The 14,153-nt window shown below is 71.6% G+C and carries 13 protein-coding genes; 6 read left to right on the top strand and 7 right to left on the bottom strand.

What is annotated here, in order from left to right:
• Nucleotides 1-321: 321 nt before the first annotated feature.
• A complete protein-coding gene (locus MMSR116_RS01235) occupies nt 322-648 on the bottom strand; it encodes a hypothetical protein (protein ID WP_158168485.1) in 327 nt (108 codons plus the stop codon).
• Here MMSR116_RS01235 and MMSR116_RS01230 point away from each other — a divergent pair.
• A complete protein-coding gene (locus MMSR116_RS01230; protein ID WP_432419923.1) occupies nt 643-1,056 on the top strand; it encodes a MucR family transcriptional regulator in 414 nt (137 codons plus the stop codon). The two genes, MMSR116_RS01235 and MMSR116_RS01230, sit on opposite strands and share 6 nt — an antisense overlap.
• A gap of 210 nt (nt 1,057-1,266) precedes the next feature.
• Here the strand turns inward: MMSR116_RS01230 and MMSR116_RS01225 are convergent, their stop codons facing one another.
• Nucleotides 1,267-2,292: a PAS domain-containing protein gene (locus MMSR116_RS01225; protein ID WP_010686781.1), complete on the bottom strand. Its 1,026-nt coding sequence runs from the start codon at nt 2,290-2,292 to the stop codon at nt 1,267-1,269.
• A gap of 621 nt (nt 2,293-2,913) precedes the next feature.
• Here MMSR116_RS01225 and MMSR116_RS01220 point away from each other — a divergent pair.
• Both MMSR116_RS01220 and MMSR116_RS01215 read left to right on the top strand, forming a co-directional pair.
• Entirely contained in the window at nt 2,914-3,849 is a 936-nt protein-coding gene (locus MMSR116_RS01220) for a sugar kinase (RefSeq protein WP_010686782.1), read from the top strand.
• Nucleotides 3,850-3,971: 122 nt separating this feature from the next.
• A complete protein-coding gene (locus MMSR116_RS01215) occupies nt 3,972-4,763 on the top strand; it encodes a DUF502 domain-containing protein (protein ID WP_010686783.1) in 792 nt (263 codons plus the stop codon).
• Between the two features lie 315 nt (nt 4,764-5,078).
• Here the strand turns inward: MMSR116_RS01215 and MMSR116_RS01210 are convergent, their stop codons facing one another.
• Both MMSR116_RS01210 and recG read right to left on the bottom strand, forming a co-directional pair.
• Nucleotides 5,079-5,402 (bottom strand): hypothetical protein, encoded by a 324-nt coding sequence (locus tag MMSR116_RS01210; RefSeq protein ID WP_010686784.1) that lies wholly within the window; start codon nt 5,400-5,402, stop codon nt 5,079-5,081.
• A gap of 297 nt (nt 5,403-5,699) precedes the next feature.
• Entirely contained in the window at nt 5,700-7,907 is a 2,208-nt protein-coding gene (gene recG, locus MMSR116_RS01205) for an ATP-dependent DNA helicase RecG (RefSeq protein ID WP_010686786.1), read from the bottom strand.
• 97 nt (nt 7,908-8,004) lie between these two features.
• Here recG and MMSR116_RS01200 point away from each other — a divergent pair, with 97 nt between their 5' ends.
• Complete coding sequence (locus tag MMSR116_RS01200) at nt 8,005-8,889, top strand: alpha/beta fold hydrolase (protein ID WP_010686787.1); 885 nt, start codon at nt 8,005-8,007, stop codon at nt 8,887-8,889.
• A gap of 6 nt (nt 8,890-8,895) precedes the next feature.
• On the opposite strand, the gene MMSR116_RS01195 is transcribed toward MMSR116_RS01200, so the two are convergent.
• Nucleotides 8,896-9,705 (bottom strand): class I SAM-dependent methyltransferase, encoded by an 810-nt coding sequence (locus MMSR116_RS01195; protein ID WP_010686788.1) that lies wholly within the window; start codon nt 9,703-9,705, stop codon nt 8,896-8,898.
• Nucleotides 9,706-9,878: 173 nt separating this feature from the next.
• On the opposite strand from MMSR116_RS01195, the gene MMSR116_RS01190 reads away from it, so the two are divergent.
• Nucleotides 9,879-11,093 (top strand): UbiH/UbiF family hydroxylase, encoded by a 1,215-nt coding sequence (locus MMSR116_RS01190; protein WP_039894599.1) that lies wholly within the window; start codon nt 9,879-9,881, stop codon nt 11,091-11,093.
• A 42-nt stretch (nt 11,094-11,135) separates the two neighbouring features.
• Here MMSR116_RS01190 and MMSR116_RS01185 read toward each other — a convergent pair whose 3' ends face one another.
• The gene (locus tag MMSR116_RS01185; RefSeq protein WP_010686790.1) at nt 11,136-11,480 is read right to left on the bottom strand and encodes a hypothetical protein; all 345 of its coding nucleotides are present in this window, start codon (nt 11,478-11,480) and stop codon (nt 11,136-11,138) included.
• Between the two features lie 161 nt (nt 11,481-11,641).
• Nucleotides 11,642-12,868 (bottom strand): AMP-binding protein, encoded by a 1,227-nt coding sequence (locus MMSR116_RS01180; protein WP_010686791.1) that lies wholly within the window; start codon nt 12,866-12,868, stop codon nt 11,642-11,644.
• A gap of 487 nt (nt 12,869-13,355) precedes the next feature.
• On the opposite strand from MMSR116_RS01180, the gene MMSR116_RS01175 reads away from it, so the two are divergent.
• The gene (locus tag MMSR116_RS01175) at nt 13,356-14,135 is read left to right on the top strand and encodes an invasion associated locus B family protein (protein WP_010686792.1); all 780 of its coding nucleotides are present in this window, start codon (nt 13,356-13,358) and stop codon (nt 14,133-14,135) included.
• Nucleotides 14,136-14,153: the final 18 nt, after the last annotated feature.

The raw sequence follows: 14,153 nt of genomic DNA, 5'->3' as shown, positions 1-14,153 counted from the left end.
GATAATGAATGCTTTATGAAAGCTTGAGCCTCCTGTGGAAACTGTCCTCTCATGAGTCAGCCGCCCGCCGGCCCGGCCTTGGCAACCCCGTTTCCGGCCTGACTGATAGCTGCGTTAGATATGCAGTTGTAATTTATTTTAGGCTGAAATTCATCGGCGCTATATAGCCGAATACTTCACTTGACATCAGTAAACATAAACGCAGGACCACCGGCAGATGGTCCGGCGCAATCCGTCCCGATGCTGCCCCGGTGCCGTTCCGGTAACATTAAACGGCGTTCGCAACCGGTCAGTCCGCGTCACGACGGCTGATTCGCGCGCTCACACGCGGTCATCGAAAGGCCATTCAAAGTCATCGCCGCGACGATTCCGCATGATCTCGGCCGCTGCGCAATAATTGTTGTCGATCAGATGGCTGCGCAACCTCATGTTAAACGCCGCGGACCAAATTTGTTCAAAGTAATCTTTAGATAAACACTGGACTTTTGTTTCCAATTTTGTATTGTTAGGTGCCAATGTTGGCAAAGCCGAAGCATTACGGCTGACGAAGAGGCCGGCGAGTCGCGTTGGATTGGCCGCCTCTCGGAAACTGTCGAGATGACTTCGCTTTTCTGTACCGGGGGGTTCATGAACACGATTGATTTGCATGAAAAGTCCGCAGATCTGAACACGGATCTGATCAAGTGCACGGCATCTCTGGTTGCCGCTTATGTGTCGCGGCATGCGGTGGGCGTGGGTGACCTTCCGGTTCTGATCGATCAGGTTCACACGGCGATCTCGGTCCTGCAGGGCGGGACGTCGGGCTCGGGCCCGGGCTGGACCGGCCCGACGGCGGCGCAGATCGAGGAATCGATCCAGCAGGACGGCCTGATCAGCTTCATCGACGGGCGGCCCTACAAGACCCTGAAGCGCCACCTCACGGCGCACGGGCTCACCCCCGAGCGCTACCGGGCCAAGTATGGCCTGCCGGCCGACTACCCGATGGTCGCCCCCGGCTACGCCGCCAAGCGCTCGCAGATCGCCAAGGCGATCCAGCTCGGCCACAAGGCCGCCTGACCGGCACGGGTGCCGCTTCGCCGCCCGTCGACGGCCCGAGCCGCCGATGAGCGGCGTGGGCCGGCCCGGCCGTCGCCCTGACCGGGAGATCCGCCCACGCGCGGGGGCGCGCGTTCGGCGGGACTTCCGGTCCGGCTCCGGTCCGGCTCCGGTCCGGCTCCGGTCCGGCTCCGGGCCGCCGGAGGGGTAGGTGGTGCGTTCGCGGGCGCTTCAGGCCCGGGCGACCGCCAGGGTTCCGTCTTCCATGACCACGAAGCGGACCCCGGCCCGGCGCAGCGCCTCGGCGGCGTGAAGGCGCGACCGGCTGCCCCGATGCTCGCTGTCCTCCTCGAGCCGCCGCACCGTGGAATGCGACAGGCCGCTCGCCCGGGCCAGATCCATCATCGACCAGTCGAGCAGGGCCCTGGCGGCACGCAGGTGGTGGCCGGTCACGGATTGCTCGAGGCCCGTGTGCAGGGCGGCCGGCAGCCGCGCGCCCGTCCGCACCGGGAACTTGAGGCCGCTCCGGCCGAGATACGTGCCGTCCGGATCCCAGACCGGCATCGTCAGGATCCGGAAGTGCCAGAGCTCGCCGTTGGCGAGTCGCTCGTGGGCCGTCCCCTGGAAGAACGTCCGCCGCTCGATCTGCTCCGCCGCGACCGCCTGGAAGGCTCCGCGCTCCTCCGGGACGATCATGATGTAGGGATCGACACTGATCTCCTCGAAGGGGAGGCCGTGGACCTGCGCCACCTCGAAGGGCAGCTCGCGGATCAGGTCGAGCCCCACCGAGAAGGTGGCGATGTGCTCGGTGAGATAGAGCGCGCCCCGGCGGCGCCGCTCCTCATGCCGCAGCTGGACCAGCTGCTCGCGGTCGCTCACGTCGAGGGCCATGCCGCTGATGGCCACGGGCCGCCCCTCGGCCGAGAAGCGCACCTCCATCGTCAGCGAGAGGGTCCGGATCGTGCCGTTCGGGCGAATCACCCGGACGGTCACCTCCCGGGGAACGTGACCCTGGCGGACCTCGGCGAGGGAGGGCAGCCGGTGCCGATCCTCCGGGTGGATCAACGAGAGCAGCAGATCGTAGTTCGCCTTCGCGGCGTTCGGCACCAGGCCGAGCAGGCGATAGAAGCCCGGTGACCAGACCTGGTCCCCGCCCGCGAAGATCCAGCTCCAGGCACCGCTCACCCCCCGGCTCTCGGTGATGGTCAGAAACTCTCCGGACGAGAATGTCAGGGCGCTCAAAGCAGAATGGAACATGACCGAACTACCCAGTTCGACTCCTCGGACGGTGTCGCCGATTTTTCACCGGACCGTCAACGGATGTATTTCGAGCCTCGCCCGACACAACGATGCGGCCCGCGACAAGATCTCGTACGAAACGTGATTCATGGCAAAATCGTCTTCGTGACAATCGGTTTCCAGGTCCGCATCCGCGCCGCCGGCTGCGATGATCGCCACCCTGCCCGGGCGGGGATCGCACGCCGCGATGGTCCGTCGGTCACGCAAGCTCCGGTGTGAAGTCGACATGGGCACCCGCTCTGCGTGACGTGTTCCGCCTAACGCGCGTTTAAAAGTACGATTTTCCTGTTCATAAAGATGCGAAAGTCGGGATACGCGATCGATCAGTTCAGATCTTAAATCGTGTTTTGCTCATTGTAGAACAATATTATTGGAAATCTACGACAGTTATTACATCGAAAAATCGAATAATTTACCAATCAATATGCAAATCTGTAAATCCCGACGTGGGATCGTTCTGACGCGTCCGGGTCTCCTCGGTGGGGAGCCCTGGACGCGCGGCCGATCCGTCCGCCGGGCGGAGATTGACAGGCCGGCACAAACGGTGCGGGGAACAGCCGACGCACCGGGAGGAACCGCATGAGGGTCGCCTGCATCGGCGAGTGCATGGTGGAATTGTCGGAGCGCCCCGACGGGAGCCTCGCCCGCGGATTCGGCGGCGACACGCTCAACACCGCCCTTTACCTCGCCCGTCTCGGAGTCGCGGTCGACTACGTCACGGCACTCGGCGACGACGTCTGGAGCGACGAGATGGCGGCGTCCTGGGGCCAGGAAGGCATCGGCCTCGGCGCAGTGCGCCGGATGCCGGGCCGGATGCCGGGCCTCTACATCATCCGCACCGACCCGGCCGGCGAGCGCAGCTTCCACTACTGGCGCGACCGCGCCGCGGCCCGCGATCTCTTCACCGGCCCGGACGCTGCCGGGACCCGCGCCGCCCTCGCGACCTACGACCTCGTCTACGTCTCGGGCATCAGCCTCTCGCTCTACGGCGCGGGCGGGCGCGCCGCCCTGGGGGAGACCCTGTCGGCCCTGCGCGCCCGGGGCGGACGGGTCGCCTTCGACACCAATTACCGCCCCCGCGGCTGGCCCGACCGGGACGAGGCCCGGACCACCTTCCGCGCGGCCCTGGCGCAGGCCGACCTGATCTTCGCCTCGGTGGAGGATCTGGACTGGCTCTTCGGCGAGACGGGCGAGGACGAGGTCCTGCGCCATCGCGGCCGGGCCGAGATCGTGCTCAAGGCTTCGGGTCGATCCGGGCCCGTCGCCCGGGTGCTGCACGGGGCGTCCGACACCGCCGTGCCGGCCGGGCCGGTGGAGCGCGTCGTCGACACGACGGCCGCGGGGGACAGCTTCGCGGCGGGCTACCTCGCCGCGCGCCTCGCCGGGCTGGCGCCCGAGGCCGCCGCCGGCGAGGCCCACCGCCTCGCAGGGGCGGTGATCGGCCATCGCGGCGCGGTGATCCCGCGGGACGCGATGCCGGCCATGGCGTTCCGGCCGCCCGATCCCGCGGCCTGACGGCGGCGGGGGACCGTGGCGCCCCCGCCCTTGAGACGGGCAAGCGCAACCGCTACCTCTCCCTCCCGGGGAATGGCCCCCGCAGCAGGATCGCCGCGCGTCGAGCGGCCGAGAGGGCAACCGTGGCGCCGAGTCCCCCGCCGGTTCAGGGCCCCGAGCCCGAGGTCTCCGCGCCCGGCGGCGCCCCGAAGACGCGGGTCAGCGCGCGCGGGCGGCTGCGCACCTACTTCCTCACCGGCATCATCGTGGCCGGCCCGCTGGCGATCACCGCCTACATCACGTGGTGGTTCATCGCGCTGATCGACTCCTTCGTGAAGCCGCTGGTGCCGGCGAGCTACCTCCCAGACCATTACCTGCCGTTCTCCATCCCCGGCCTCGGCCTCGTCATCGCGTTCCTGGCGGTGACCCTGCTGGGCTTCCTCACGGCGAACCTCGTCGGCCGCTCGGTGATCGAGTTCGGCGAGGTGCTGCTCGCCCGGACGCCGGTGATCTCCGGCCTCTACAAGGGCCTGCGGCAGATCTTCGAGACCCTGTTTTCGGCCAACGGCACCTCGTTCCGCACGGTGGGGCTGGTGGAGTTTCCCGTGAAGGGCACGTGGTCGGTGGTGTTCCTGTCCGCCCCGGCGGCGGCCGAGATCGAGGGCGCCCTGCGGGACCGGGGCGCCGCCGCGGACGAGCTCGTGGGCGTGTTCCTGCCCTGCGCGCCCAATCCCACCACGGGCTTCTTCTTCTACCTGCCGCGGGCCGAGGTGGTGGAACTCGCCATCAGCGTCGACGACGCGGCCAAGCTGGTGATGTCGGCGGGCGTGATCCAGCCGGAGGACCCGCAGGGCCGGCTCAACGCCATGGCGGCCTCCCTGCGGGCGGCCCAGCCGGTGGGGGGCACCCCGCGGCGCGAGCCGCAGGACGCGTGATACCGCTTCCGGTCGCCGTCTTCGCGCGCGGAGCGAAGCGATCCAGAAGCGCCACGCCTGCCGAGGTCGCGTTTCCCCGGGTCGCTTCGCTCCGCTCGCGATGACGATAGCGTCGGCCGGGACCGTCGAAGCGGGGACACCGTCTGGTCCGCTTAGGATTCCTTCCCGAGGCACCGGAGCGCAACCGAGGCTCCCGTCACCCCGATTTCACCACCCCCGAGGCCTGGGGAGGCAACCGGAGGGGCGGCAATCGTCCACGAAAAAAGCCGCCCCGCGCGGCGGGACGGCCCTTCCTCTTCAGCCTGTCGAGTCCGCTCAGCGCTGCAGCGACGCCGTCTGCGGCGCGATGGTCGGCGGGGTCGCCTGGGCCACCGTCACGGCGCTGCGCGGCGCCGTCGGCATCCAGCCGGTGGCGCACTGAAGCGTGAGGGCGAGCCCGAGGGCGATGCAGAGCCCGTTGGCGGCCAGCCAGAAGGGGCGGGCGGCCCGTCGCACGGCGGCCTGCAACTCGTCCGCGGTCTTGCTCGCCGCCTCGGCGGCGCGATCCGAGATCGGCAGCAGCCAGGGCTCGTTCGGCAGGGCTTGGATACCGGCCATCTCGTGGGAGCCCGGCAGGTTTTGGAACAGTCCGTTCGACATGTCCGTCCTCCAGATTCGTCCGTGATGTCCCGGCTTACCGGGCCATTCGTTCATCTCCAGTTAAGGGAAGAATATGGCTGATGCAAGGTCACGAGACCTGTCCGCAGGCCGCCAAGCCGCCGCCGGAGCGCGGCCAAGCTTCGGCGCCGCTCCGCCAACACCTTGAGAACACGGCTCTTTCCCGAGCGCCTGTGACATTGCCGCATCGGACTACCGATCCCGCCGATCGGAAACGATTCCCGGCCCAACCGTTCATGAACGCCGGGCTTTCCTGAACGAAGCCGTTCATCTTGCCGTTCATCCAGCCCCGATCAGCCGGATCGCGGCCTCGCGCTCGAACAGGTAGAGCAGCACCCGCAGCGCTTGGCCCCGCGGGCTCTTCAGGCCGGGATCGCGCTCCACGATCATCCGGGCGTCGTCGCGGGCCGCCTCCAGCAGGCCGCCGTCGCTCTCCAGACGCGCCAGCCGGAAGGCGGCCAGTCCCGACTGGCGGGTGCCCAGCACCTCGCCCTCGCCGCGCAGCTTCAGGTCGGCCTCAGCGATGCGGAAGCCGTCCTCGCTCTCGCGCATCATCTCCAGCCGCGCTCGCGACACCTGGCCGAGGGGCCCCCGGTAGAGCAGCAGGCAGGACGACGCCTTGGAGCCGCGCCCGACCCGGCCGCGGAGCTGGTGCAGTTGCGCCAGCCCGAACCGCTCCGCGTGCTCGATGACCATGATGGTGGCCTCGGGCACGTCGACCCCGACCTCCACCACGGTGGTCGAGACCAGGACTTTGGTCTCCCCGGCGGCGAAGCGCGCCATGGCGGCGTCCTTCTCGGGGCCCGGCATCTTGCCGTGGATCAGGCCGACCGCGTCCCCGAAATGCTTTTGCAGGTCGTCGAAGCGCTCGGCGGCGGCGGCGAGGTCGATGAACTCGGATTCCTCCACCAGCGGGCAGATCCAGTAGACCCGCTCGCCCCCGGCGATCGCCCGGGCGAGGCCGGCCACGACCTCGTCGATCCGCTCGGTGGGCAGCGTGATCGTGCGGATCGGCTGCCGGCCGGCGGGCTTCTCGTCGAGGATCGAGACGTCCATGTCGCCGAAGAAGGTCAGCGCCAGGGTGCGGGGGATCGGCGTCGCGGTCATCACCAAGAAGTCGACCGCCTCGCCCTTGGCGCCGAGCGCGAGGCGCTGGTGGACGCCGAACCGGTGCTGCTCGTCCACCACGGCGAGGCCGAGGTCGCGGAAGGTCACGGCCTCCTGGAACAGGGCGTGGGTGCCGACGAGGATGTCGATCTCGCCCGCCGCGAGGTCGGCCAGCGTGCTCTTCCGCTCCGCGGCCTTGTCGCGGCCGGTCATCAGCCGCAGCCGCAGGGGACCGGCGAGGGGCTTCAGCCGCTCGAAATGCTGCCGGGCCAGGATCTCGGTGGGGGCCATCAGCGCGGCCTGACGCCCGGCCTCCGCGGCCGACGCCATGGCGAGCAGCGCCACCGCGGTCTTGCCCGAGCCGACATCGCCCTGGAGCAGGCGCAGCATCCGGCGCGGCGCGGCGAGATCCGCGCGGATCTCCGCCACTGCCCGGGCCTGGGCGCCGGTCAGCGCGAAGGGGAGGGCGGCCGCGATGCGCCCGCTCAGGGCCCCGTCGCCGGCATTCACCCGGCCGGCCTTGCGCCGCTGGCGGGCGCGCAGCAGGGCGAGCGCCAGCTGCGAGGCGAGGAGCTCGTCATAGGCCAAGCGCCGCCGGGCCGGCGTCCCCGGCGGCGGCTGGAGCGGGTCCTCGGCCTTCGGCGGCGCCTCCTCGGGGCGGTGCTCCAGACGGAGCGCGTCCGCGAAGGCGGGCAGGCGGTTCCGCTCCAGCCAGGCCGCATCCTGCCATTCCGGCAGGACCGGCAGGCGGTCGAGGGCCGCCACCGCGAGCTTGTTGATCGCCCGGGAGGTCAGCCCCTCGGTGGCGCCGTAGACCGGCTCGACGGCGGGCAGTTCGGCCAAGCCCGCCTCGTCCACGATCCGGGACGGGTGGACCATCTGGCGGGTGCCGTCCCAGAGGTCGATCCGGCCGGTGATGTAGCGGTGCGCGCCGAGGGGCAGCATCTTCTCGACCCGGGCGCGGGGCATGCCGAAGAACACCAGCGAAATGTCGCCGGAGGCATCCTCCACCAGCACCCGATGCGGGCGCTTGCCGGCCCCGATCTGCGCCGGACGGTGCGCCACCACGGTGACGCCGATCGTCACCGGTTCGCCCGTGGGCGCCTCGCTGATCGAGCCCATGAGCTTCCGCGCCACGCCGCCCTGGGGCAGGTGGAACAGCAGGTCCACGACCCGGGCCTCGCGCTCGGGGGTGCCGAGCAGCTTCTCGATCAGCGGCGCCATCTTCGGGCCGATGCCCGGCAGTGCGCGGGCCGGCGCGAAGAGCGCGTCGAGGATGCTCGGGCGCAGGGCCGGGGCGGCCGCGGGGGCGCCCTCCGGGGCCTCGACGGCTTCGGGGGCGTTCAGGACCAGGTCGTGAGGCGCGCGTGCATCTGTCATGGCGGTTCGGCGGACATGGTGCCGGAGGCGCCTTATCATCCGGTGCATCGCGCCGCGCCAGTGCGGCGCCCGTGCGGCGCGATGGAGATCCTCCCCCATGGCCAGCGACTTCCTGCCCGGGTTCGAGCGGCACCGGATCGAGACCGAACCGGGCGTGACGATCCAGGCCCGCTCGGGCGGCTCCGGGCCGCCGGTCCTGCTGCTGCACGGTCATCCGCAGACCCTGTCCACGTGGCTGCACGTCGCCCCGCGCCTCGCGGAGCGCCGCAGCGTCGTGGCCATGGACCTGCGCGGCTACGGCGACTCGGCCAAGCCCCCGGGCGGCGAGCGGCACGCCACCTACGCCAAGCGCGCCATGGCGGCCGACGCGGTCGCGGTGATGCGGACCCTCGGCCACGAAAGCTTCGCCGTGGTCGGCCACGACCGGGGCGGACGCGTCGCCCACCGCCTCGCCCTGGACCACGCCCAAGCCGTCGAGCGGGTCGCGGTCCTCGACATCGCGCCGACCGCGACCATGTACGCGCGCACCGACAAGGATTTCGCCACCCGCTATTTCTGGTGGTTCTTCTTCATCCAGCCCCATCCCCTGCCGGAGACGCTGATCGGGGCGGATCCGGAATACTTCCTGCGCCACCACATCGAGGGCCAGTCCAAGACCCCCGGCTCGACGCCGCCGGACCTCTTCGCCGAGTACCTGCGCTGCTATTCCGACCCGGCCTGCCGGCACGCGATCTGCGAGGATTACCGGGCCGCCGCCGGGATCGACCTGGAGCACGACGCGGCCGATTCGCAGGCGCGCGTCACGGCGCCGCTGCTGGCGCTCTGGGGCGCGAAGGGCACGGTGGGCCAGACCTACGACGTGCTGGAGACCTGGCGCGAGAAGGCCACCACCGTCTCGGGCCGGGCCCTCAACTGCGGCCACACCCTCCAGGAGGAGCGGCCGGAGGAGGTTTTCTCGGAGCTGGCGGCGTTCCTGGGCTGACGGTGTTCAGCCTGCGGCCCGGAACAGGTCAACCGCAAGGTACGGCGTCATGGTCTCGGTCCGGGCGAGGCCGCCGGGCTCGGCCGCCGCCCAAGCTTCGGTCTCGGCTAGGGCCGTCGCATACGCGGCCTCCGGCACGTACCAGAACTCGGCGAAGATGCGCTCGCGCAAACCCCGGAGCGTTTCGGCGGCCGTCGTCTCGAAGCGCCAGCCGATATCATCTGTCGCCAGCGGTACCAGCGGCCAGCCCTGAGCGGTCATTAAGGCGACCAGGGCGGCATTCGAACCGGGGTCGGGTCCGAGGAACAGCCTGTCGAAGCCAGCCGCCCGGAGGCGCCCCGTGAAGTGCCGGCGGATCTCGGTGCCGTAGGCCCCCCGGTCGCGCAGATGCACGATGGGCGCGCCGGGCCGCGCGACGCGTATCAGCTCCAGCGCGGCCGCCTGCCAGTCGGCGATGTGCATGAACAGCTTCGAGACGACCACGGCATCGCAGGCGGCATCCCGTTCGGGCAGGGCACGGACGTCGGCCACCGCGTAGAGGGCATCCCAGCCCGGCCGGACCTTGGCCCGCGCGCGGAGCACCATCTCCGCCGCGAGATCGTAGCCCACGACCCTGTAGCCGCACCCGGCGAGCGGCAGGGAGATCTGGCCGGTGCCGCAGCCCGCGTCACAGATCCGGCCGCGCTCGGGGAACAATCCGGCCGCGATCAGGCGGTCGTAGCAGGCCAGCAGGTGCACCTCCGGGATTCGGCGGGTCGCGTCGTAGCGCGGCGCCACGGCGGCGAAGCTGGATGAGGGGCCGAATCGCACCGGCATGCGGACCTCCGGGCTGCGGCGCTGTGGCCTTCGCGGGGCGGGGTTGGCAGAGAGAGCCGAAAGCGCAGATACGGGCAGGTGCCGCGCGGATGGCAAGCCGCGGGTCCCGCACTTCCCGACAGCGGAAGAGGGCGGATCGGCAGGGGAACGGGCAGAGGTTCGCACAAGACAGCATGTCCGAGATAGCCAACATGGCCTTCGACGTCGCCGTGGTCGGGGCGGGAGCCGCCGGTCTCGCCGCCGCGCTGGCGATCGCCCGGGAGGGAATCCCGACGGCCCTGGTCGGCCGCCACGCGCCCGTGGCGGACGGGCGCACCGTGGCGCTGCTCGACGGCTCGGTGCGCTTCCTGGGGGCGCTGGGGGCCTGGGCGGCCGTGGCGCCGCAGGCGAGCCCGCTCTGCACCCTGCAGATCGTCGACGACACCGGCAGCCTGTTCCGGCCGCCGCCGGTGCGCTTCGAGGCCGCCGAGATCGGCCTGGACGCCTTCGGCTGGAACGTCGAGAGCGCCCGCCTGGTCGAGAGCCTGCGCGCCCGCGCCCGGGCCCAGGAGAACCTCACCCTGGTCGAGGCGGATTCCGCCGGTGCCGCACCCGGCGAAGCGGCCGCGCGGATCGCCCTGGCAGGGGGTGGCGCGATCGAGGCCCGGCTGGTGGTCGGCGCGGACGGGGGACGCTCCCCGCTCCGGGCCGCGAGCGGCCTGCGCGTGCGCGACTGGACCTACCCGCAGAACGCCATCACCACGATCCTGGCCCATGACCGGCCGCACCGGGACGTCTCCACCGAATTCCACACCCGCTCCGGCCCCTTCACCCTGGTGCCGCTGCCGGGCGGGCACCGCTCCAGCCTCGTCTGGGTGACCGGGGAGGGGGCGGCCCGGCGGCTCGCCGCCCTCGACGACGCGGCCCTCGGTCGGGCGGTGGAGCGGCAGGCCCGGGGGATGCTCGGCGCGATGCGGGTCGACGGCCCGCGCGGCCTCGTGCCGATGCGCGGGCTCGCGGTGGCGCGTCCGGTGGCCCAGCGGCTGGCGCTGATCGGCGAGGCGGCGCACGTCTTCCCGCCGATCGGCGCGCAGGGCCTGAATCTCGGCCTGCGCGATGCCGCGACCCTGCGGGACGTGATCCGCGACGCCGCCCGGGACGGGCGCGATCCCGGGAGCCGTCCGGCGCTCGACGCCTATGCCCGCGCCCGCCGAATCGATACGGCGGCGCGCACGGCCGCGGTCGATCTCCTCAACCGCAGCCTGCTGACCGACCTGCTGCCGGTGGATGCGCTCCGCGGCCTCGGTCTCCTGGCGATGGCGCAGCTCGGGCCGCTGCGGCGGCTGGTGATGCGAGAGGGTGTGCTGCCGCGGATCGGCGCGCCGGAGCTGATGCGCGGGACGCGGTAGAGCGACGGCTCGACCTCGCCCCGTCCTGGGGAGGACGAAGACTTAGAGGTCCGGCTGCGCCGCCACGTAGGCGCCGAGGCGGGTCGCGAGGTCGACGGGTCCGCCGGAGCGGACCTCGCCCGAATCGCCGATCAGGATGACGGGGATCCCGCGATCCCGAAGCTGGGAGCGCAGGCGCGCGGCCCGGCGGGCATAGGCTGGATTCCGGCGGGTCGGGGTCTGGAGCAGGACGGCGGAGGGACGGGCGATCACGGCCAGCACGTCGTCCGCCGCCTCCATGGAGGCGGTGACGCTCGCGTAGCCCAGGTTGGCCAGCTCGCCCGAAAGGGACCGGTCGACGGCGCGAACGCCGTCATCGACCACGAGCACTTGTTGCAGCGCACCCATGAGCTTGAGCGGTACTCCATCCGGCACAGCTTGGAAAGGTAGCCGTGACCACAATCCGTTGCAGAACCCGCGAAGGTACGGTTCGGATCCGTCGGACCGTGTGCAGATGCGAGATTATCCGCCGCGCCTGAGCGCGGGATGAACCGCCGGTGGGCCGGCGTTCAGGCTTTCGCCGCGCGAACCGCGCCCCGCCAGGTCGCCGCGTCCGTGCCCGGGATCTCGCCGCGGGGGAGCGGCGCCGTCGCGCAGGCCGGGCCGCGATAGGCCAGGCCGCCATCGGCGCGGCGGGCGAGCGCCAGGAGGGCTCGGGGCAGGGGTGCCCGGTCCGGATCGTCCAGGGTCGCGGCGAGGTCTTGCAGACCGGGACGGGTCAGCACGGCCTCCTCGTCGAAGACCAGGGAGTCGAGGCGCTGCGGGACCGCGGGGCCGGGCGCGGAGAGCTGCAGGGAGGCTGGCGCCCGGTGAACCACGTTGAGGGTGCGCACGGTCCAGGGCAGGGGCAGGGCCGCGAGCGCCGGCTCGATCAGCACGGGCGCGACGAGCCGGGTCGGCACGGGCCGCAGCAGGGCGGCGCGGAAGCCCGCACCGTCGAAGGGGATCACCGTCTCGAGGCCGGCCCCGGCCATCAGCGCGGCGCCGAGGCCGGTCACCAGGCCGCGCAGGTCATGGGCCGGCAGGAGCGTCAGGATCCGCTCGTCCGGGCTCACCGGAAGGGCGTCGAGATGCACCGCGATGGCGGCCGCGAGCGCCTCCGCGGAGCGGTAGACCGGCCGGCCCGGGTCGCCGCCCGCGAAGGTCACGAGGCCGAGGCTCGGGACCGGCTCGGCCACCCCGCGCTCGAGGGCCATGGCGTCGAGGCTGATCACGCCGTCCGGCACGCCGGGTCCGAAGGCGGCGAGGTAGCTCAGGTTGAAATGCCGCGCGGCCGCATGGGTGAGATCATCCGCGGGCCGGCGCTCGCCGCGCCGCCCCTCCGTCAGCACCGCGACGAGGCCCGCAGCCGCGATCCCGGCGGAGAGCTGCTCGGGATCCCAGGCGGCGGGCATCGGGCAGGGCAGGTGACCGGCCGCCTCGACGGCGAGGTGCGCCAGGGCCGATTCGGCCCCCCCGGAGAACCACAGGCCGATCCGGCTGCCGGCCGGGAGGCGCCACGCACCGATCCCGCGGGCGAGGCGCCCGACGATCTCGGCGGCGGCCGCGTAGGTCCAGACGATCGGCGGACGCCCGCACCAGCCGGTCCGGTCGCCCGAATCACGCAGGGCCGTGCGCTGCGGGCCGGTATGCGCCGCCGCGAACAGGCGGGCGGACAGACTGCCGCGCAGGTTGCCGCGCAGTCCGTCGGCCCGCGCGGACGCGTCCGGTGCGGCGTCGGCCGTCCTCTCCGCCACCGCGAACGCGCTCAAACTTGCCGCCCCATCGATACTGCAGATCCCGCAGCATGGTCGGCCGAGTACGGTTAACCGACCGCTAAGCCCGGCCGCGCCCGCCGATGCCGCAAGCCCGGCCCCGGGCTGTGCGACCGGGCCGATCACGTGCTCGTGCAACGTCGCGCTTGCGGCTGGGCAGAGGCGGGCCTATCGGGGGCCGGCCGCGGACGAGCGGGCGCCGACGTGCCCGCTCGTCGCGGTGTCAAGCCGCGGTGTCATGCCTTCGCCTCATTCCAGGGGAAAGGCAGGCCGCCCGGTCGGGGCGGGACATGCGGGCCTCCGGGCGCCAGTCCCGTCCGACGACCGGACCGATTCATCCGGACCTCCGGGCGGTCCGTCATGGCAGCCCGTCATGGCGGCGCGCACCCGGTCGCTCCGGCGGACCTGCCGTCAGGCGGGCTCCGCATCCTGCCAGTCACACCACGTCTCTTCCAAGGGGTCAGAGCCGATGTCCTTCACCCGCTCCGCGACGCGCGCGCGCGCTGCCCTCCTCGGTCTCGCGGGCCTCGGCCTCGCGGCCGCGCCGGCCCTGGCGCAGCCGAAGAAACCCGCCGCCCCGGCCCCGACCGCCCCCGCGCCGACCGCGCCGGGCACCCCGGCGGCCAACACCCCGGCCGCCCAGACCGGCCCGCAGATCGTCACCGTGAAGTCCGAGCCGAGCCAGGCCGACTGGACCAAGGTCTGCGGCAAGGACCAGAACTCGGGCACCGACATCTGCTACACGACCCGCGACTTCGTGTCCGACCAGGGCCAGCCCGTGCTGGCGGTGGCGGTCTATGAGATGAAGAACCCCGCCCAGAAGCAGGAGGTGCGGGTGATCCGCTACCTGCTGCCCCTCGGCCTGCTGCTGCAGCCGGGCATCCGGTTCAACGTCGACGGTCAGACCCCGACGGCCGGCCGCTTCGCGGTCTGCTTCCCGAACGGCTGCTTCGCCGAGGCCGGCGGCGTCGATGCCGGCGTGGTCGCCGCGATGAAGAAGGGCACGACCCTCAACGTCTCGGTGCAGAACCAGACCCAGCGCGAGGTCACCTTCGCGGTGCCGCTGGCCGGCTTCGGCAAGGCCTTCGACGGTCCGGCCGTCGATCCGAAGGTGCTCGAGGAGCAGCAGAAGAAGCTCCAGGCGGAGCTGGAGAAGCGCTCCGAGGACATGCGCAAGAAGCTCGAGCAGCAGGGCGGCGCGGCCGGCGCGGCTCCGGCGGCGGGCGCGGCGGCTCCGGCCGCCAAGTAAGACCGTTTCGCATCGGCC

It is taken from the genome of Methylobacterium mesophilicum SR1.6/6 (genome assembly GCF_000364445.2).
In the GTDB taxonomy this organism is placed as follows: Bacteria; Pseudomonadota; Alphaproteobacteria; order Rhizobiales; family Beijerinckiaceae; genus Methylobacterium; species Methylobacterium mesophilicum_A.
Note: the sequence above shows the minus strand (reverse complement) of the source record. Positions and strands in the feature narration are given on the sequence as shown.